The sequence below is a fragment of the Streptomyces sp. VNUA24 genome (assembly GCF_029167005.1).
Classification (GTDB): domain Bacteria; phylum Actinomycetota; class Actinomycetes; order Streptomycetales; family Streptomycetaceae; genus Streptomyces; species Streptomyces scabiei.
Window position 1 is genome coordinate 7,617,528 of record NZ_CP119143.1, and the last position, 18,848, is coordinate 7,636,375.

The following is an 18,848-nucleotide window of genomic DNA, read 5'->3' on the forward strand; positions in this document are numbered from 1 at the left end:
CAAATGCATATAGAATAGAACCAGAAGGAAGGGGGAGCGGCCCCCTTCTTCAACCGTCAGGAGAGACCGTGACAGACCCCTTCAGCCCCGAGGGAATCCGCCAGCGCCTGAGCGCCGAGCAGATCAGCCCCGCCCAGGCGGACCGGCTGGCCGAGGCGATCGCGGGCTCGCTCAGGCGGACCTGCAAGGAGTGGTTCCCCGGCAGGGACTACGACGACTGGCGGCAGATGCTCCCCGAACCCCTGCTCGACGTCGTGATCCAACTCCTCACGTGGGGCGAGGACGGTCAGATCGTGGCCGACCACATGCCCACAGCCGCAGCCGCCTGCATCTTCCTGGACCTGCAGAACTCCACCATCCCCGTCGGCTGAGAGAGGAGGTCTCCTGTGAACCGCGAAGAGCAACTGAACAGTCGCCGTTGGAAGATCAGCTACACCTATCGCTGCACCTGCGACCCCCAGTGCTACTGGACCAAGGTTCCCGGCCGTCACGCGGGAGGGTCGGGAACCTTCCTGAACAACGGCGAGGAAGCCCTCGGCGCGGAGGCTGCCGCCGCGATCGTCGCCGATCAGTACCGGCACGTGGACATCGCCGACATCCGCATGTGGCAGGAGAGCGCCGAGGAGCGCGACGCTCGCCTTGCGCTGCACCGCCGCCAGGAGGCGGACGAGAAGCGGGGCGTCCACTGGGCCATGGGCGGAGCCAACTAGCCCAACGATTTCGCCCGGCGGCCGGTGATCAGCACATCCCGGCCGCCGGGCGGACCTACGCCAAGGAGCCATACGTGAGAATTCCAGACCCCTGTCCGCCCGCAGATCAGCAAGTGTGCACGGCTACTCGCCGCCTTGCACTCGCGCTACTCCGGCGTATCCGCTTGGAGGCGATCAAGATCGAGCCCCGCATTGGCACACTCGTTGCCACCCGTCGAGATCTCGGCTACGACCTGCGGCTCCTGCACGGCACCGGCGGGCGCCTCCTTCTTCGATATGACCTGCTCAAGCAGCCGGACCCCGTCTGGGACAGGCTCACCGCCGACGTGTCCCTCCTCGCTCAGCTCGCCGACCTGAAGACGCATCCGCCCGGCTACTACTACGTTCACCCGCTGCCCGACCCGCGTGACATTGCAGTTCCCCTTCCTGTCAACCCCCGGGGCCTCCCCCCTCGCACGATTGGACCCCTCAGGTGATCGCCACAACGCCCGCCCTGCTGGTCTCCTCGAACGGCGAAGTCGAAGAACTGCTGCTCGACTCGCGGCATGCCGATCAGCTCCACGGCATCGGCTTCTACATCCAGGCCCCTCATGCGCACCGGCTTGGCCGCCGGGCAGTCGTCCATGCCGGACACGGCGCCGAGTCGGTGAACGACGTCGCCCGGCAGGCGTGGATGAGCATCACCGGGGGAAGCCGACCGCCCCTCCTGCGGGGCCCCGTCGTGATCACCGGCGCGACCAACCATGCCGGCGACCTCACGCCGCTGCCCCAACTCAGTGCCGAGGCAATCCAGCGTGCAGCAGGTCTGCTCTCCGGGGCGACGGCCATCGGCTTCAAGGTGAGCGCGGTCCAGCACCGCGGCGGCCGGAACTGCCAGTGCGACGCCTACGCGATCAAACGGAACAAGAACACGGGCCGATGGGCCTTCGCCGTCCTCGACGGAATCGGTGACGGGCCCCAAGTCCGCAACTTCGCCCGACGGTTTGCTCCCCTCATCGCCCGGGAGGCGGCCCAGCATGGCAGCCCCGCCCGCGCCCTCGCGGCGGCGCGAGTACAGGCCCGCAACGAACTGCGGTGGGACTTCGACCCCCGCACCGACCCGAGCGCCGTCGCCGTCGTTGCCGTGGCCGACCATCGGTCGCCCCTCATTCACATCGCCTGGTGCGGCGACGCGCGGGCCTACCGACTGGCCCCGATCGGCATATCCCAGCTCCTCACTCACGATCACAACTACGCCCAGGACCTGCGCAGACGAGGGCGCACCCCCGGGCCGTACGACCGGAACTTCATCACCTCCTGCCTGATGAACGGCGACATCGGCACGGTCACCACCGAGAGAGGTCACACTCGCCGACTGCTGTTGTGCACCGACGGCGCGTACGCGCCGCTTGAGGAACGAGGCCAAGACGTCGGCGGAATCCTCGACCTTGCCGACGACGCGAAGGACGCCGCCGTCCTGGTTGTCGACGACGCGATAGCCGCCAGCGCGGTCGAATCCGCCGACAACGCCACGGCGCTCGTCGTGGACATCGTTCAGGCCTGACCCTCCCCCTCTCTGTCCGAAAAGTGGCCGCCCCCTACCCGGAATGCATATAGAAAAGAAGCATTCGGGGGCGGTTCGCATTCTCAATCGGAGGCACCCATGTCCGCCCGCCCCTCGATACCGACGCTCAACACGCCCGAACACCACTTCGGCGCCATGTTCCTGATCCTCGTGACCCGCTCGCCGGACGGCGACACGTTGCGCGCTGCGCTGAGCCTCGCCGAGAACGCCGCCGTCGCCGCCTGGGCGCTGCGCCCGGAGGAGCTGATCACCCTCACCGTCGAGCAGTACCGGCAGCTCCTCGACTACATCGCCGCCTCCGAAGTCTTCGACCTGGCCCTGTTCCTGGGCGGCGACAGGAAGCAGATCCGAACCCTCATGGACTACATCGCCGGGGTGATGGCGGAAGTCCAGGCTCGCTACCCCTCCCCGAACCCCCAGGCATGACGCGCCTGTTGGCCCGCGCAGTACCCCGAAGGAGAACCGTGACCAGTCCACCCGACCCGCAGTGGTGGGTCATCTACCACGAACCGACCCCCATTGAGATGACGATCACCGCTGTCGAGCTGCCTCCCAGCGACGACGCCGCCCACGACAAGCGGTGCGCCGAACTGGAGGCATCCGGCCAGCTCGCCTATGTCATCGCCGCGCCCGACCAAGACGCTGCCGCAGAGATCGCCGGCCGGATCTGGGCCGAAGAGCTCATCACCAACCCGGCGCGCCACGCAACCGCTGAGGCGTACATCGCCGCCAACCAGCCGCCCAGCTAACCCCATTGGAGAATGACATGAACCCCGACATGTTGAAGGACCTGTGCGCGAGCGTCGTGACCCGCTTGAGCCTCCGACCCACCACGGTCGAGGCCGCGCTACTGGTCACCCTTCACCACTTCAGCGGTGAATCCCGCAACCCCGCCGTGGCCAACATCGGACTTACGCCCGATCGGTACGTCCTGTTGTCCCTCTCGACCCCCCGCTTCGAGGCCACCCTCGCGAGCGCCGCACTCAAGGCCGAAGGCAGAGAAGCCGACGCCCGCCTGAACTGGGAGGCGTTCGTACAGCGGGAGCAGGAAGCGGCCCGGCTTGCCCACGAGGCCATACCGAAGACGGCCCTCCTCGCCGACGCCGACGCTATCCACCGCATCGGTCGTCAGCTCGGCCTCTGCGGTGAATGCACGGACCAGCTCGTCTCCGGCGTCGTGCTCACCCTGGCTTTTGGATACCCCTACCGCCTCGCTGATCAACGGCATCTCAGCCTCACGGACCTGCTCGCCCAGGTCACCACCGAGGAGCTGACCGAGCTGTTGTGGCACGCCGCGCGCTCGGCGACGGGTCACACGGAAGAGGCCGAGGCCACGTTCCGGCGCATGTAGCGCGCAGCGCGCTGGCCTTCCCCCGTGGCGGCCCAAGGGCCGCCACGGGATGCCTCGATCGAACCGAATGCAGGAGACCACATGAGCCAACTCGACCTGTTTGCCGACGCCGGCGAGCCCGAAGAGCAGCCCGCCCCAGCTGCCCCCGCAGCACCGCCCCGCAGATTCCTCACCGATCTGCCGCCAGCGCCCCAACCCGTCACGATCGCCACCCAGCCCCGCCCCGCGCTCGCTGCGGTCAAGCGCACGCTGGGCCACTACCGCCCGTCACAGAGGAACCCGCACGCCCACGCCTTCGACCTGGCGGAGGCCGTCAGCTCCGCCTGGCACCACGCGCATGGGGGGAGCAGTATCGAAATCCCCATCGGTACGGTCGCCGCGCTCGCCCTGTGGCCCCTGCGCGGCCCTGACGCGTGCCTCGCCGCCGATTGGTGGCTCAGCCTCGACGATGCCGAGCTGCTGGCCGCCTTCCGTGAGTGCTGGGCACGCATGTGGATCATGCGACCCGACCTCATAGACCGGGCCACGCCCTTCCACAAGTGGGTCGACGACGAGAAGCCTGATGCTCGGCGAGCCGCCGCTGTGCGAGCCGTCGTCGAGGCAGCGATCACCAACGGGCTCCTGCACCTGACCACCAGCAATGACCCCGATCTCCGCTCCACCACCGACGTGATCGGAACGCTGCTTGCCGTCATGCGCTCCGAGGGCGCCCACGACGCACTCGCGGAGATACACACGCCGCCGGACGTCGCCTACATGATGGCCAGGATGCTGCTCGATGGCATGCCACTGGAGCCCGGCATGAAGTTCGACGAGCCCGCGGGCGGGACCGGCGGCATGTACCGCGCCGCCGTACAGGTCATGCGCGAACGCGGCATCGATCCGCACCAGTTCGGCTGGTCGCTGACGGACATCGACCCCCTTGCGGCGGCGGGCGCCGCCGTCAACGCGATCCTCTGGGACCTCGGCCCGCACGTGCTCATCGGGTGCGGCGACACCCTGCATGAGGGCAACGTATACGCCAGGGCCGCCCGAGAGGCGCTGGAGTCCCTGGAACGCCGTGATCGGCTGCACTCGCAGGCCGTCTTCCTCGCGGCCATCCAGAAGGTCGAAGCTCTGATGCACGATATAGCGGCCTGACCTGCGGGAATTTCCGTAGTCGATCTTGAACCCTCCCTTGTATGCATATAGAATAGAACCAGAAGGGGAGGGGAGTCATGGAAGAGCCACCGTTCACATTCCCGTACTGCCGCAGCCACGACGTCCGGTGCCAGGAGCCGGGCTGCGACGCCTGCGCCTGTGACCACTGCTTCGACTGCGGGGCCTGCCCCACGGAGGTGTGCGACCACGACGCCTAGCAGCCGGCCCACCACGACTTACACACATCACGACTGGAGCGCAGATGGCCTACAAGAGGGGCGACCGCATCGCCCTCGTGCACACCACCGACTCGCACACCGGACTCAAGCCCGGCGACGAAGGCACCGTCCACCGGTTCGACGCCAACCTCTCCATCCTCTCCGTGGACTGGGACAGCGGCTCCACCCTCTCGATGCTCCTCGATGACGGCGACGAAGTACGCCCCGCATAGCGCCACCAGGCCCGCCCCGGCAGGGGCGGGCCCCCGCTTCACCCGCAGACCTCTTGGAGAACCACAGATGCTCATCACCGACGCCGCAGTCCAAGAAGCCGCGGCCACCCTCGCTCAAAGTCTCGGCGGAGACTGGGTGATCGACACCACGGCGCCCGCCGACGGCGCAGCGCACCTCGTCTACAGCGACGGGCGAGGCATCAGCTTCCGCCCAATCTTCGGCGGAACCACCGTCCAGCTCTGGATCACCGGCAGCGGCGTACCCCCGCTCCCCGACGACGCCACCCTGGCCGACCACGCCCTCCGTGAAGCGCAACTCACCGCACGCCTGGCCGAAGGGCACCGTTACAACAAGGCGACCACCCTCGTCACCGAAGCCGACGAAGATCCGGAACTCATCATCCTGCGCACCCTCGAAGATGACCTCCTTCCCGCCTTCGACTACAAGCCCCGGTACGTCGGCCACCGGCCCTGGATAGATCTGTTCGACAAAGCACTCTCACAAGTCATGGATGAAGCCCCGCCGGCCACGGGCACTTCGCTGCGCGACTGCGGCCCGGAAGCTCACACCACACCACCCGACGTCGGTGAAGGCGCCGAGCCCACGGCCGACACCGAATCTGGCACCGTCGCCGACAGCGACCCGGCGATCGAGACTGATCCAACCTCGGCGCCCGACGGTGACCAGCAGACCGACACGCCCGTAGCTGAAGAGGTCCAGGAGGAAGGCCCGTCACCCGTCGAGGAACCCGACCTCGAAGTTGCGCAGTCCCCGAGTTCCGAGCCCGAAACCGACCTCGCCTCGGAGCCGAGGCACTCCGGCGAGAGCGGTGACGAAGTGGATGCTCAACCGGCAACTGAGACCAGCCCCAGCACGAAACAACGCCCCCGCAACCGCCGCCCGAAGACCAGCTCCACCTGACCACGTACGACCCGACCAGGGAGCGCGGCCCGCGCCGCGCTCCCTCTGGAGCGCCATGAGCAACGACACCGGAGCCATCGCCCGCCAGCGCCACTACACCACCCTCCGGAACGTGGACAGAGAAGTCCTTCGCCAGACCTGGTCCATCGGATACGCGGACCCGGGGTTCACCACCCAGTTCGGAACCCCTCCAGAACCCAGCCTCCATCACACGGCAACGTCCATCGTCAAGATCGTCACCGACGCCAGATGGATACACCGCGGCGCCTGCCTCGCCTGCCCCTGGGAAGGTCCCGATCGATCGCGCCGCGACCCCGCCATCGAGGACGCCCACGACCACACCCACCCCGTATGGCGCACCTTGCCGATCCTCGATCCGGCGCGGAGCCGAAGAGGCTCAAAGACCTGGTCGCTCCATCTGGCCGCGACGTACCCCGAGGGATGGTTCGACGCCGGCGGGCCGCTCCGCCTGTACGCTGATCCGCCCTTCGACCGACACGAAGCTGGGCGAGCGCCCGGCGGGGGGTTCGTCCTCCACACGGCGCGCCCGAAGCCGCAGCCCGCCCGATCGCTTCAGCTCACTCTGGAAGAAGGCGGCTGAGCCGGATAGGCTGACGAAACAACGTCTGGCCTGCGGAAAAGGCCACAGAGGCTCCGCCCCGGGCAGAGGGGCGGAGCCTCTGCGCGTTGGAATGAAAATCCGCTGCGGGCGGGTTCGAAGGCCGTCCTTGAGCTGGCGCGATCGCCCTTCATGCCTTCGGCGGGGTCCTGTCGGGCCTCATTGAGGCCGAGTTGAGGCCGCAAGGACAGGAACAGACTGACAAGGGCTGACTAGCCCCAACATGGATAACCGCATCTGACCTGCGAAAACGTCAAAGATGAGCGTTGATCGGCAAGGGCCGCCAAGATCCTCAAAGGACTCATAATCCGTCGGCCGTGGGTTCGAGTCCCACCCGCCCCACCACTCGCTACGCGAGAAGAACCGTTCTGACCTGTTGAGGCGTGAGCTTCCGAGGGTGTGCGGCGTGCAGTGAACGCCGCGTTCGGTGCGGCGAATCCTGCTTTGCGCGCCCCGGTCCGGGATCCTCACCCACGCCCACACCGGCGATCAGCTGTCTGTGGAGAGGTCTGCGGCGAGGAGCTGTCCTGTCAGTTCTATGCACCGTGTCCGGGCCGCGGAGAAGCCGTAGGGCATCTTGGTGATCGCTTCGAACGCGCTCATCCGGACCTCCTCCTCGCCGCTCGCCTCGGCGTCGTAGATGTCGAAGAGCTTTTCCTCGGCCTCGTCCAGTCCGGCCGCTTCGATGGCCTGGTGCAGGGCCTTGTGGTGCGCGTGGTGCTGCGCGGCGAGTTCCTCGACCTGCGGGTCGTGGGGGTCGACGGTGTCGTCGAGGGCGGCGTCGGCCGCGTCGAGGCGGTCTGCCTCGGCCCGCAGGTCGGGATGGGTCGCCAGGGTGATGAACACACTGGCCTGGATTGCGGCTCCCAGCGGCCCGAAGATCCGTTCCGTGACCAGCAGGGCGTCCAGGTCGGAGGGGCGCAGTGCGCCCGAGGGCAGGTGGCCGAGCCGGTCCGTGACCAACGAGGAGAGCAGGCCCAGTGGGCTGCCCACGGCTCGCAGGCGCTGAACTGCCGCGCGCTGACGCCTGATGTCGGCCTCCCGGGCGGCCAGGGTCTCCTCCAGCCGGCCCAGGACGTCCTCGACGTCCCGGGCTTCGTCGAAGGCGGCCCGCATGTCGTCCAGGCCGATGCCGGCCTCGGACATCTTGCGGATCCACAGCAGGCGGATCATGTCGTCGTAGCCGTAGCGGCGGCGTCCGTCTCCGCCTCGCTCGGGCTCGGGCAGCAGGCCGATCTGGTGATAGTGACGAATGGCGCGCGGGGTGGTTCCGGCGAAGGCGGCGGCATCGCCGATCTTGACCTCGCGGGGAGGCGTGGGGGAGGGGTACATCGCAGACAGGGCCTTTCGTGCTGTGGTGCCTTCGACGACACCACATGCCGCTACGGCATGTGCAACCACCCACCGCCCGGGCCCTGACCTTCGTCGCGTACGCGGCGTGCCGCACGCTCTCCGAAGCTGTGATCACCTACCCGATCCTCCGCTGCGGGCGTGGCGGCCGGGGTCCATCTGGAAGTGACGAACCCGCAGCACCGCAGCTGTCCGCCGGGTTCATGTGAGACAAGTTCATGCCTGTGTCGACCCAGACGTGGAGAGGCACCGGAACCGGTGCCCGTCCCAGGTGATGACGGGTCTTGGCATAAGGTGCGGTCGAGTCGATGTTCGGACCGTTCATCCATAGTGCTCAAAGGGCAGATCGATCATGCCGTTCACGGTGCCTCAGGCGGTGATCCGCCGAACCGAACGTTGGCTTGTCCGGCGAGGCGCACCCACGATGATCGAGGGGTACGGCTTCGTCGATCACGCGCTCCCCCGGATGCTGCCGTCGCTGGCCTTCGTCGCGCTGGCCAGCCTGGCCTGGCTCGTCCCGCTCAGATCCGCAGGCTCGCACGGATGGATCCTCCTCGGTGGCGTCGCCGTGGTGACGCTGGCCGCGTGGGGCGCAAGTACCGTTCTCGTCCGGCGGCTTCGCCGTTTCTCGCGCAGGACCGCCATCGCGATCCTCGTCGCGTACGCCACGATGCCCGTCGCCGTACCTCTGTTGCAGCTCGCCGTCGACGGAGCCGTCACGCCGCCGGGCGGGAACGTGGTCGGGCTGCTGGGTTTCGTGATCTTCTTCGCCGCGGCCTTCGTCGCCACACTTCTGGCCACCACGTACGGTCTGGGCACGCTGCTCCGTCGGGCGGTCCGCCACTCGGTCTTCGACCTGCGCAACAGCGTGCACCTGCTGGGCCGGGCGCTGCCCGCGTTGCTCTTCGTCACGCTCTTCCTGTTCTTCACCGGCGAGTTGTGGCAGGCGATGAACCGGCTGGCGTGGTGGCGGGTCGTGCTCGTCGTCGTGCTGTTCGCCGCGATCACCGTGCTCGCCGCCGCTGCCCGCCTGCGCGACGAGATCGGCCGGGTCGAGCAGGACCTCAGTCGTCCCACGCTCGCGGCGGCGTGCCGGGACACTCCCTTGGCCGAGGTGCCGGTCGAGCAGCTGGCGCCCGACGGTCAACTGCCCGCGATGCCGTTGACCGCACGGCAGGAACGCAACCTGCTGCTGATGCTGGCCAGCCGCCAGCTCGTGCAGGCGGCGGTGGTCGGCCTGGCACTGTTCACCTTCTTCCTCGCCCTGGGCGTGCTGGTGGTCACGCCCGGGACAGCGGAACAGTGGATCGGCGAGAAACCGCAGATGTCTGCCCTTCTCCCCGTGATCCCCGTCGCGATGTTGCGGAACGCCACGCTCCTGGCCGCGTTCGGCAGCATGTACTTCGCGGTCACCTCGATGACGGACGCGGACCATCGACAGCGGTTCTTCGCGCCGATCATCGACGAGATCGAACACGTGCTCACGGTGCACGCCGTCTACCTGGCCGTGATCGAACGGGCCCCGGCCGCGCCCCGGGGTTCGGGCACCGGATGAGGCGGGTGATGAACGCGAGCGCGGGCCACTTCCACGATCAGGGCGACACTGTCGACGGCTGGAGCTCCAGCAACCTGCCGCCCGGCTTCTGACGACGGGCGGGGACGAGGCCGACAAGTCGGCCTCACGACCGCGGTCACTCGCCGCCGAGGTCCACGTGAAACCACGCACATCGGCACGGGACTTGGGGCCGCGACGCTGCGATCGACCTCCTGCGGGGCAATGATCTCCGTGACGGAGTAGCGGCGAGGTACGCGGGGGGCGGGCATGCAGGGCGCACGCAAGGGCCGGTCGAGACGGGCCCGTATCGGTCTGGCGGTGTTCCGTCTGGTCATGGCGGTGGTGATCGTGCTGTTCGCCTGGCGGACGTATGAGGAGGTGGCCATCGCCCACGCCCGTTCCTCGGGGACCCTGGAACCGGCGGACGCCGTCGTCGTCGATCGGACGGAAGAACATGGGAAGGCGCCCAGGGGCACAGGCCAGGACCGCTATGCGGACTGGGTCTACTGGGACAGGGTCACGGTCGAACTGCGGGTGAACGGCGAGCTGCAGTGGGTGGAGGCCGGCGGCGACGTGGGCGACCGTGTCCAGGTCGGCCTGTGGCACGGGCACGTCATCGAGCTCGACGGCTCCTCTGTGTGGCAAGGGTGGCACAGCGGCCTCGGAGGCAACATCCTCATCGCGTTCTACCCCCTGGCCATGTGCTACCTGATCACCCTGACGGTGACGGCACGTGTCTGGAGGGCGCGCCGGGGCGGCGCCCGGGTGGGCGACCCGGTCGACTTCGTCTTCGAGATTCTGTTCGGCATCATCGTCGGAGCTGCCACGATCGTCCCGCTGGCCCTGGTACCCGCGGCCCTCGGCACCGAACATCCCCGGTTCTGGCCGCTCATCCCCGTGGCCACCGGTGCCACGGCCACCCTGCTCGTCATGCGCCGGAAGCTCCGGCACGGGGAGAGCGGGGCCGACCGTACCGGGGCCGACCGTACCGGGGGCGACGACGCCGGTACGGAGGGCGCGCCCGCCCGGTCCTGAGCGCCGGGCATCAAGGTGAGTGCCGGGGCATCGGTGAGCGTCATGGAGGAGGGGGCCGGCTGCCGGTGTCGCTCGGCTGTCCGGTGTCGGTGTCGGCGTCGGTGTCGGTGGCGGCCCAGCTGGCCAGCAGGTGGAGCCGGTCCGCGTCGGGGGTGCCGGGCTCGGCGGTGTAGATCGTCAGGGCGTGCGACTCGTTGGTGGAGAGCGGGAGGTCCAGCGGCTGGTAGGTGAGTTCCAGGGAGCCGACCTCGGGGTGGTGGAAGCGCTTGGCGCCGCCGTGGTGGATCCGTACGTCGTGGGTGCCCCACAGGGTGCGGAAGTCGGTGCTCATGGTGGACAGCTCCCCGATGAGCTCGCGCAGGTCCCTGTCGTGCGGGTCGCGGCCGGCCTCGGCCCGCAGGAGGGCGGTGGTGGCCTTGGCGCCACCCTCCCAGTCGTCGAAGAAGCGGTGCGAGGCGGTGTCGAGGAAGAAGTACCGGGCGAAGTTGGGACGGCCGTGCCCGTCCACGGTGGGGCTGGCGTGGAGGGGAGCGAACAGGGCGCGGGTGAGGGCGTTGCCGGCCACGATGTCGAGGCGGCCGTTGGTGACGAAGGCCGCGGACAGTGTCATGGAGTCGAGCAGCCACTGGACACGGGGCGGGAGGTCCGCGGCCTGGCGGCGCCGGAGCGGGCGGCGGACCGGCCGTGCGGCCCGGGCCAGGTCGAACAGGTACGTGCGCTCGTCCTCGTCCAGGCGCAGCGCGCGGGCGACGGCGTCGAGGACCTCCTCGGACACGCCGCTGATGTGGCCCTTCTCCAGCCGGATGTACCACTCGGTGCTGACCCCGGCCAGCACCGCGACCTCCTCGCGCCGCAGCCCGGAGACGCGGCGGCGGGGACCGCTGGGCAGCCCGGCCTGCTCCGGGGTCACCCTGCCCCGTCGGCTGACGAGGAAGTCCCGGATGTCGGCCCGACGGTCACCTTGCTGGTCCATGCACTCCACCGTAAGCGCGGCCCAGCCGATCAGGGAGGTAGAGCTTGTCCCCCCTATGAGCCCGGCCTTCCCCGCCCACGGACACCGCGGTCTCCCGGGCCTCGCCAGAGCAGGAGCGCCACCTGTCCGCGACAGCGCGGGCGAGCCGATCCGCCGGTGCTCACCGGATGCGCTGCGCCGGCTTGGTGGCGGCGTTCAGGAGGTACTCCAGGGGGCCGCGGCGGAAGAAGCGGGACCACAGCGCGGCGAACGCGATCGCACCCAGGATGTAGGTGAGTACGGGTATCCAGGACTGCTGGGTGCCGGTTCCGGCGGGCGTGGAGAACGCGGACTGGGCGAGGAAGTGGCCGACGTAGGCGGTCAGGGACATGGTGCCCACGGCGATGACCGGTGTGGCCAGGCGGCGCAGTCGCGGCAGGCGGTCCATCAGGACCGTCGCGCCCACGACCACCAGGATGGCGACGCCGACGCTGCCGATGATGTCGAACGTGGTGCCGCTGTGCGGCCCGGCCGTCAGCAGCGTCGAGGCCGGCAGGTCGGGGAACGAGCCGCCGCCGGAGGGCATCGAGGCGCTGTCGGGCGGCATCGAACCGGAGCCGCCGGACGACGGCCCGTCTTCCGCCATGCTGCGCAGGGCGCCCGATCCGGCCAGGAGCAGGGACATGCCGTAGGCGGCCGCGGTGAGGGCGGCGCCGAGCGCGGCCAGGCGCTTGAGGACGGTGGTGGAGGACAGGTCGAGGCGGCCCAGGGCCATGCCCGCGAGCACGAACGACATCCAGGTCAGGGCCGGGTAGAAGCCGGTGAGCAGCAGGTCGAGGACGCCCACCTCGCTGAGCCGGCGCAGCGGGTCGTAGGCGTTGACGCTCTCCTGGACCGACGGCGTCAGCAGCGCGTTCAGGGCGAACGCCAGCTGCGGGGTGACGAGGGCGAACGCGGCCGCGATGATCGCGAGGGTCCTGGCGCTCAGGCGTACCAGAGGCAGGGCGAGGAGGAAGTAGACGCCGTAGAAGCCGAGGATGATCACTCCTCCGTACTCCATCGCCAGCACGGTGCCCAGGGCCAGCAGGATCACGGCGCGGATCGCGATGCGGGCCCGCGCCTGCCGGCCGGCCAGGCCGGTCTTCGGCTCGCGGCGCCCGGCGATCAGCATCAGCGAGAACCCGGCCAGGGTGGCGAAGAGGACCGAGGAGTGGCCGTCCGCCATGTACCGGATCCAGCCGGCGACGCCGCTCGTGGCGGACAGCGGGGGGCCGATGTGCACGATGTACATGCCGAACACCGCCAGCGCGCGGGCGAGGTCCACCCCGACGAGCCGTCCCATCGAGGGGCCGGGCGAGATCGGCACCGTGGCCTCGGGGGAGGTCCGGGACTGCGGGGGCGGGTTCTCCTGCGGGACTGACGTGTCCAGCGGTGTGGTGGGTGTCTGTGGCATGGGACGACTCTCGCGTCGCCGCCGGTCGGGGGGCCATCCGGCAGGCTGCGGTGATGCCCCCGCCGGTCGGCGGGCACCGCCCCGCCGACCGGCAGAGTGCGGCGACCGGTCCGGCGCGCACCGATGCGGCCGGGCGGCGATCTTCCTCAGCCGCCCAGTGGGGGTGGGCCAGGCGAGGGTCAGTCCGCGTCGGCCACGATGGAGCCGACGCGTTCGGCCAGGGTCGGGTCGCGCCGGACCAGGAGGGCCGCGTAGCAGACGGCGGCGAGCAGGGCGGCGACCGCCACGTACGGGAACCAGTTGTAGGGCGCGGGCTGGCCGGGCTTGGCCAGGTAGTAGAGCGGGATCAGGATGGCCACCGTCCCGATCACGGGCAGGACGAGGTGCCGGACCGGCCGGAACTCCTGCGGACGGTACCGGCGGTAGTACAGCGGCAGGGCGATGTTGGAGGCGAGGTAGACCAGCAGGATCAGGATGGCGCCGAGCGTCGAGGACTCGGTGAAGAAGACCACGGGGTTCATCGAGCCGCCGGAGGAGCCCAGCAGGTGGCCCAGGCCCCAGCCGCCGATGATCAGCAGAGCGGTGAGGGTGAAGGTGACGATCGCCTTGTTCGGTGTGCGGCGGATGGGGTGCACATAGCCGAAGAAGGAGGGGAGCAGCCCCTCGCGTCCGGCGTTGAACACCAGGCGGGCCTGGGAGTTGATGCCGGCGATCAGCACACCGAGGGTGGAGGTCAGTCCACCGAGGTAGGCGAGGAACGCCAGCACGCCGAGGGTGTTCTCGGCCACCTCCACGAAGGGGATGCGGGAGGCGCCGAGCCGGGTCACGTCGTAGCCGAAGCCGGTCACCGTGGCGTAGGCGAAGAGGATGTAGCTCACCGTCATGATCGCGACGGAGGAGAACACCGCGCGGCCGACGTTGTGGCGCGGGTTCTCCGTCTCCTCGGCGAGCGCGGCGGAGTTCTCCCAGCCGATGAACAGGTACACCGCCAGCGGGAAGCCCGCCGCCAGCCCCCTGAAGCCGTCGCTGATGTGGCTGGGCAGGAACGGGTCGAAGGACAGCTCGCCGCGGTGTTCCACCAGCGCCGCGACCGACACCACGACCAGCACCAGCATCTCCGCGCCGAAGAAGTAGCCGGCCCACTTGGTGGAGACGACCACCCCGCGCAGCATCAGCGCCACGGCCAGCCCGGTGAGCAGCAGCGTCCAGATGATCCACGGCAGGTCCACCCCGGTGTAGTGGTACAGGGTGATCTGCACGAATCCGCCGGAGATCGAGATGACGCCGGCCATCGCGATGATGTAGCCCAGCGCCGCCAGCAGTGCCGTCGTCACCGCGCTGACGGGCCCGAAGGTCTTGCCGACGAAGGTGATGAAGCTGCCCGCCGAGGGGTGGGCCCGGGAGAACTCCGCCAGCGTGTTGCCGAGCAGCGCCACCGCGACACCCGCGGCGAGGATGGTCAGCGGTGAGGCCACGCCCGCGGTGGTGGCGAGGAAGGCGAAACCGAAGAAGAAGCTCATGGCCGGGCCGACGTTGGCCATCGTGGCGGCGGCGATGTCCGCCATACCGAGGACGCCGCCGCGCAGCCGCTGCGGCGCGCCGCCGGCGGGGCCCGGCGAAGACGGCGAGCCGGCTCCGGGGTGGGGCATGGCGGCAACTCCTCATGTGGTGGGCGGTGGGGTGGATACGCGGATGTACGACGGCCGGGCCGGCCCGGACCGGGAGTCAGCGGTGCCCGGCGCGATGGTGTGCCTTCACCGCCTGTACGGCCGCGTCGGTCGCGCCCCGCCCGAGTTCTGCGAGCAGCTCGGCGTGGCAGTGGTTCTGCGCCCGGACGACCGCGGGGTCCGGTACGGGCAGCAGCAGGCACAGCCGGCCGAGCAGGTCGGCGGCGAACTCACGGATCCCGGCGCCGCCGAGCGCCACCGCGAGGTCCAGGTGGAACCGGGTCTCCAGCTCGGCCAGGCGGGCCGGGTCGTCCGTCTCCTCCATCTCCTCGACCAGCGGCCGGAGTCCGTCCAGCCGTGCGGGCGGGACCTCTCCCGAAGCGTGCGCCACGAGGCCGCATTCGAGCAGGAGCCGGAAGGCTTCCAGCGAGGCCGCCTCCTCGGGGTCGTGGGTCAGGGCCACGACGGTGTCCCACTCCTGTGCGACGAAGGTTCCGCCCGCGCGTCCGCGCCGGCGGTCGAGCAGGCCGTCCTGGCACATGCCCTCCAGCGCGCGGCGCACGGTGATCTCGCCGATGCCGAGCTCCTCGGCGAGGACCCCGGCGTCCGGCAGCCGGTCCCCGGGCCGTACGGAACGCAGACGTACCCGCAGGGCGATCCGGGACCGGACGAGATCGGATCCGCTCTGGCCCCCGCCGGGCAGGGCGCGGGCGTGTCCGACGCCGGTGACCGCCGTCGTCTGGGCCGGGCCGGGCGGGTTGTAGGGCCCGAACTTGCCCGCTGCATTCGCCACGGCGCCACCCTAACGGCCCGCTGAGCGCGGTCGCGGTCCGTGACGGCCGTCGCGTGGTGCCCCGGACCGGCGTCGGAGGCGGGCGCGTGCCCGGTGCGGGGCGGACGGGCCCGCCGGTGGTTCCCGCGACGACACCGCGGTGTGGTGCATGGGGGCTCCCGAAGAGGTGGTGATCCGGCCCGCGACGGGCGCGGGCACGGGCGGCAGGCGCGGCATGGGACGGCATGGGACGGCCTGGCACCGCGCGGCACGGCACGGCACGGGTGTCGCGACGGGAGGAGCGGGTCGCGCTGCAGGAAAAATTAGAGCAAGGTGAACAGTTAAACAAGACCCCGCCGTGGGCGGGCCGGAAGGCGCGGGCGGGGCGCACGTGGAGGTCGGTCCGGCGCTGCCCTGACCAGGGGATTCGCGCCCTGGCGGGAGGGTTGTGCGGGCGTCGGTGAGGGCGCGGGCCGGGCGGGTGCGGGGTGTGCGTGGCCCGGCGGGACGGCGTGCCGGCTCCAGGGCGGGGCGGACGGACCCCTTGTTTTATTCGATCGTCCTGAACTATTTTCCTGAACGCCACCGGGGCGACCGGTCCGACGGGGACCGGCCCGGAGGCCACGGTCCACCATGCCCTCCCTGCGGCCGTGATCGCCACCCGCACGTTCACCCGGCACGCCCGCACCCCTCATGCCCGACGGCCTCCCCGCCGCCGGCCGCCCGGCCCCGCCGGAACCTTCCCTCGTCCCCGCCTGCTTCCTGGATGCCGAGATGACCACACAGACACCTCGTCCCGCGCCCGATCCGGTGATCACCACCGAGAGCCCCTCAGGAGGATCCGGCCTGCAAGCCGGGCTGAAGAACCGTCATCTGTCGATGATCGCGATCGGGGGTGTCATCGGTGCGGGCCTGTTCGTCGGCTCCGGTTCCGGCATCGCGGCCGCCGGTCCCGGCATCCTGATCTCGTACCTCCTCGTCGGCACCCTCGTGGTCCTCGTCATGCGGATGCTCGGCGAGATGGCCGCGGCCAATCCCTCCTCCGGCTCGTTCTCCGCCTACGCGGACCGTGCGCTGGGCCGCTGGGCCGGCTTCACCATCGGCTGGCTGTACTGGTTCTTCTGGGTCGTCGTGCTCGCCGTCGAGGCGACCGCCGGTGCCAAGATCCTGGCCGGGTGGATCCCCGCGGTCCCGCAGTGGGGCTGGGCCCTGCTCGTCATGGTGGTCCTCACCGCCACCAACCTCGTCTCCGTCGGCTCCTACGGCGAGTTCGAGTTCTGGTTCGCCGGCATCAAGGTCGTCGCGATCGCCGCGTTCATCGTGGTCGGCGGACTCGCGATCTTCGGCCTGCTGCCCGGGTCGGACCACCCGGCGTCCGGCTTCTCGCATCTGACCGACCACGGCGGCTTCCTGCCCAACGGGCCGGGGGCGATCCTCACCGGCATCCTGATGGTGGTCTTCTCCTTCATGGGCAGCGAGATCGTCACACTGGCCGCCGGTGAGACCGAGAACCCGCGGGCCGCGGTCACCAAGGCCACCAACAGCGTGATCTGGCGGATCGCGGTGTTCTACCTGGGCTCGATCCTGATCGTGGTGTCGCTGCTGCGCTGGGACGACCCGGCGATCCTCAAGGACGGCTCGTACGTCGCCGCGCTGAACTCCATCGGCATCCCGCACGCCGGCGAGATCATGAACGCCATCGTGCTCACCTCCGTGCTGTCCTGCCTCAACTCCGGCCTCTACACCGCCTCCCGGATGGCGTTCTCGCTCGGCCGTCGCAGCGACGCCCCGGCCGCCTTCGCCCGCACCACCGGGCGCGGCGTCCCCCAGTCGGCCATCCTGGCCTCGGTGGTCTTCGGCTTCGTCGCGGTCGCCTTCAACTACCTCTGGCCGGACACGGTCTTCCAGTTCCTGCTGAACTCCTCCGGCGCGATCGCCCTCTTCGTCTGGCTGGTGATCTGCTTCTCCCAGCTGCGGATGCGCAAGATCATCCAGCGTGAGTCGCCGGACAAGCTGGTCGTCAGGATGTGGCTCTACCCCTACCTGACCTGGGCCACCATCGCGATGATCACCTTCGTCCTGGTCTACATGCTGACCGACACCGCCGACGGTGGCGGCCGCGACCAGGTCGTCCTGTCCACCCTGCTCGCCGTGGCCGTGGTGGCCTTCGCCCTCGTCCGCGAGCGGCGGGCCCGGAACGCCCGGCCGGACAAGGTCACGTCCGCGTAGCGGCCCGGCCCGTCGTACGGGCGACCTGCCCCGCCGGTGACGCGGCCCTCCCGCCGCGTCACCGGCTTCGCGGCGTCCGCGCCGCGGTGCGGCCCGCTGCTGCCGGAAGGCGCGAGGGCCGAGATGCCGACGGGACGGCCGGCGACCGTCACATTCCGGCTCCTCGTCCGGCTCCTCGCCCGGTGTGGCGACCACCGGCAGCGCCGCGCGCACGACGAGGGCGGCGGACCGGGAGCCCGTCCGAGGGGGCCCCGTCCGCCGCCCCGGTCGCCGGGTCGGGCGGATCCGTCGTCAGCGGCCCTGGAAGACGGGTGTCCTCTTCTCCAGGAACGCGCTCATGCCCTCCTTCTGGTCCGCCGTCGCGAACAGGGCGTGGAACACGCGCCGTTCGAAGAGGAGCCCGTCGCGCAGGCCGGTCTCCAGGGCCCGGTCGACCGACTCGCGGGCGGCCGAGACGGCCCGGCGGCCGTAGGAGGCGATGGTCGCCGCGGCGTCCGTGCTCTCGGTGAGGACGCGGTCGTCCGGGACCACCCGCGACACCAGGCCCGCGGCCTCCGCCTCGCGGGCGCTCATCGTGCGGCCCGTGAGGATCAGGTCCATGGCCTTGGCGCGGCCGACCAGGCGGGTGAGCCGCTGGGTGGCGCCGATGCCGGGGATCACACCGAGCTTGATCTCCGGCTGGCCGAAGACCGCCGACTCGCCCGCCACGATCAGGTCGCACATCATCGCCAGCTCGCAACCGCCGCCCAGCGCATGCCCGTTGACGGCCGCGATCTTCGGCGTACGGAATCCGGCGAACTCCTCCCAGCCCGCGAAGTAGTCCTCCGCCGCCATGTCCTCGGCCGACTTCCCCGCCATCTCCTTGATGTCGGCACCGGCCGCGAAGACCTTCTCCGAACCGGTGACGACGAAGCAGCCCACCTCCGGGTCGCGGTCCAACGGGCGCAGTACGTCCAGGAGTTCGCCCAGCAGCTCTCCGCTGAGGGCGTTCAGGACGTGCGGCCGATGGAGTCGTACCGTGACCACGCGGTCATGTCGTTCGATCTTGAGGGTGTGCAAGGGCTCTCCCCTTCTTCCT

21 protein-coding genes are annotated in these 18,848 nt (G+C 70.0%); 15 read left to right on the top strand and 6 right to left on the bottom strand.

Features of this window, described 5'->3' with window-relative positions; genetic code table 11:
• Positions 1-68: 68 nt before the first annotated feature.
• From PYR72_RS32665 to PYR72_RS32720, 12 genes are all read left to right on the top strand, one after another.
• The gene (locus PYR72_RS32665; protein ID WP_275458611.1) at positions 69-371 is read left to right on the top strand and encodes a hypothetical protein; all 303 of its coding nucleotides are present in this window, start codon (positions 69-71) and stop codon (positions 369-371) included.
• Positions 372-386: 15 nt separating this feature from the next.
• Complete coding sequence (locus PYR72_RS32670) at positions 387-710, top strand: hypothetical protein (RefSeq protein WP_275458612.1); 324 nt, start codon at positions 387-389, stop codon at positions 708-710.
• Between the two features lie 164 nt (positions 711-874).
• Positions 875-1,186 carry a hypothetical protein gene (locus PYR72_RS32675; protein ID WP_275458613.1) on the top strand — a complete coding sequence of 104 codons (312 nt, stop codon included), beginning with the start codon at positions 875-877 and terminating at the stop codon, positions 1,184-1,186.
• A complete protein-coding gene (locus PYR72_RS32680; RefSeq protein WP_275458614.1) occupies positions 1,183-2,253 on the top strand; it encodes a protein phosphatase 2C domain-containing protein in 1,071 nt (356 codons plus the stop codon). The genes PYR72_RS32675 and PYR72_RS32680 overlap by 4 nt, the downstream gene beginning before the upstream one ends.
• 99 nt (positions 2,254-2,352) lie before the next feature.
• Complete coding sequence (locus PYR72_RS32685; protein WP_275458615.1) at positions 2,353-2,700, top strand: hypothetical protein; 348 nt, start codon at positions 2,353-2,355, stop codon at positions 2,698-2,700.
• Between the two features lie 38 nt (positions 2,701-2,738).
• Positions 2,739-3,023 carry a hypothetical protein gene (locus tag PYR72_RS32690; protein ID WP_275458616.1) on the top strand — a complete coding sequence of 95 codons (285 nt, stop codon included), beginning with the start codon at positions 2,739-2,741 and terminating at the stop codon, positions 3,021-3,023.
• A gap of 17 nt (positions 3,024-3,040) precedes the next feature.
• Positions 3,041-3,625, top strand: a complete 585-nt coding sequence (locus PYR72_RS32695; protein WP_275458617.1) for a hypothetical protein — start codon at positions 3,041-3,043, stop codon at positions 3,623-3,625.
• Positions 3,626-3,706: 81 nt separating this feature from the next.
• The gene (locus tag PYR72_RS32700; protein WP_275458618.1) at positions 3,707-4,765 is read left to right on the top strand and encodes a hypothetical protein; all 1,059 of its coding nucleotides are present in this window, start codon (positions 3,707-3,709) and stop codon (positions 4,763-4,765) included.
• Between the two features lie 77 nt (positions 4,766-4,842).
• Positions 4,843-4,983, top strand: coding sequence for a hypothetical protein (locus PYR72_RS32705; protein WP_275458619.1), 141 nt, complete (start codon positions 4,843-4,845; stop codon positions 4,981-4,983).
• A gap of 44 nt (positions 4,984-5,027) precedes the next feature.
• Positions 5,028-5,216, top strand: coding sequence for a DUF4314 domain-containing protein (locus PYR72_RS32710; RefSeq protein ID WP_275458620.1), 189 nt, complete (start codon positions 5,028-5,030; stop codon positions 5,214-5,216).
• Positions 5,217-5,283: 67 nt separating this feature from the next.
• Positions 5,284-6,138 (top strand): hypothetical protein, encoded by an 855-nt coding sequence (locus tag PYR72_RS32715; RefSeq protein WP_275458621.1) that lies wholly within the window; start codon positions 5,284-5,286, stop codon positions 6,136-6,138.
• A 55-nt stretch (positions 6,139-6,193) separates the two neighbouring features.
• Positions 6,194-6,739 (top strand): DUF6349 family protein, encoded by a 546-nt coding sequence (locus PYR72_RS32720; RefSeq protein WP_275458622.1) that lies wholly within the window; start codon positions 6,194-6,196, stop codon positions 6,737-6,739.
• A gap of 507 nt (positions 6,740-7,246) precedes the next feature.
• Here the strand turns inward: PYR72_RS32720 and PYR72_RS32725 are convergent.
• Positions 7,247-8,089 (bottom strand): MerR family transcriptional regulator, encoded by an 843-nt coding sequence (locus PYR72_RS32725; protein ID WP_275458623.1) that lies wholly within the window; start codon positions 8,087-8,089, stop codon positions 7,247-7,249.
• A gap of 442 nt (positions 8,090-8,531) precedes the next feature.
• Between PYR72_RS32725 and PYR72_RS32730 the strand changes: the two genes are divergently transcribed.
• Positions 8,532-9,662, top strand: a complete 1,131-nt coding sequence (locus PYR72_RS32730; protein ID WP_275458624.1) for a hypothetical protein — start codon at positions 8,532-8,534, stop codon at positions 9,660-9,662.
• 267 nt (positions 9,663-9,929) lie between these two features.
• Positions 9,930-10,697 carry a hypothetical protein gene (locus tag PYR72_RS32735; RefSeq protein ID WP_275458625.1) on the top strand — a complete coding sequence of 256 codons (768 nt, stop codon included), beginning with the start codon at positions 9,930-9,932 and terminating at the stop codon, positions 10,695-10,697.
• A 40-nt stretch (positions 10,698-10,737) separates the two neighbouring features.
• Here the strand turns inward: PYR72_RS32735 and PYR72_RS32740 are convergent, their stop codons facing one another.
• The 4 genes from PYR72_RS32740 to PYR72_RS32755 all read right to left on the bottom strand — a co-directional run bounded on the left by PYR72_RS32740 (position 10,738) and on the right by PYR72_RS32755 (position 15,562).
• Positions 10,738-11,670: a helix-turn-helix transcriptional regulator gene (locus tag PYR72_RS32740; RefSeq protein ID WP_275458626.1), complete on the bottom strand. Its 933-nt coding sequence runs from the start codon at positions 11,668-11,670 to the stop codon at positions 10,738-10,740.
• Between the two features lie 160 nt (positions 11,671-11,830).
• A complete protein-coding gene (locus PYR72_RS32745; protein WP_275460584.1) occupies positions 11,831-12,991 on the bottom strand; it encodes a DUF418 domain-containing protein in 1,161 nt (386 codons plus the stop codon).
• Positions 12,992-13,281: 290 nt separating this feature from the next.
• On the bottom strand, positions 13,282-14,751 hold the full coding sequence (locus PYR72_RS32750; RefSeq protein ID WP_275458627.1) for an APC family permease: 1,470 nt from the start codon (positions 14,749-14,751) through the stop codon (positions 13,282-13,284).
• 76 nt (positions 14,752-14,827) lie between these two features.
• Positions 14,828-15,562: an FCD domain-containing protein gene (locus PYR72_RS32755; RefSeq protein WP_275458628.1), complete on the bottom strand. Its 735-nt coding sequence runs from the start codon at positions 15,560-15,562 to the stop codon at positions 14,828-14,830.
• Positions 15,563-16,315: 753 nt separating this feature from the next.
• On the opposite strand from PYR72_RS32755, the gene PYR72_RS32760 reads away from it, so the two are divergent.
• Positions 16,316-17,770, top strand: a complete 1,455-nt coding sequence (locus PYR72_RS32760) for an amino acid permease (RefSeq protein ID WP_275458629.1) — start codon at positions 16,316-16,318, stop codon at positions 17,768-17,770.
• A gap of 291 nt (positions 17,771-18,061) precedes the next feature.
• Here the strand turns inward: PYR72_RS32760 and PYR72_RS32765 are convergent, their stop codons facing one another.
• Complete coding sequence (locus PYR72_RS32765) at positions 18,062-18,829, bottom strand: enoyl-CoA hydratase-related protein (RefSeq protein WP_275458630.1); 768 nt, start codon at positions 18,827-18,829, stop codon at positions 18,062-18,064.
• Positions 18,830-18,848 lie beyond the last annotated feature (19 nt).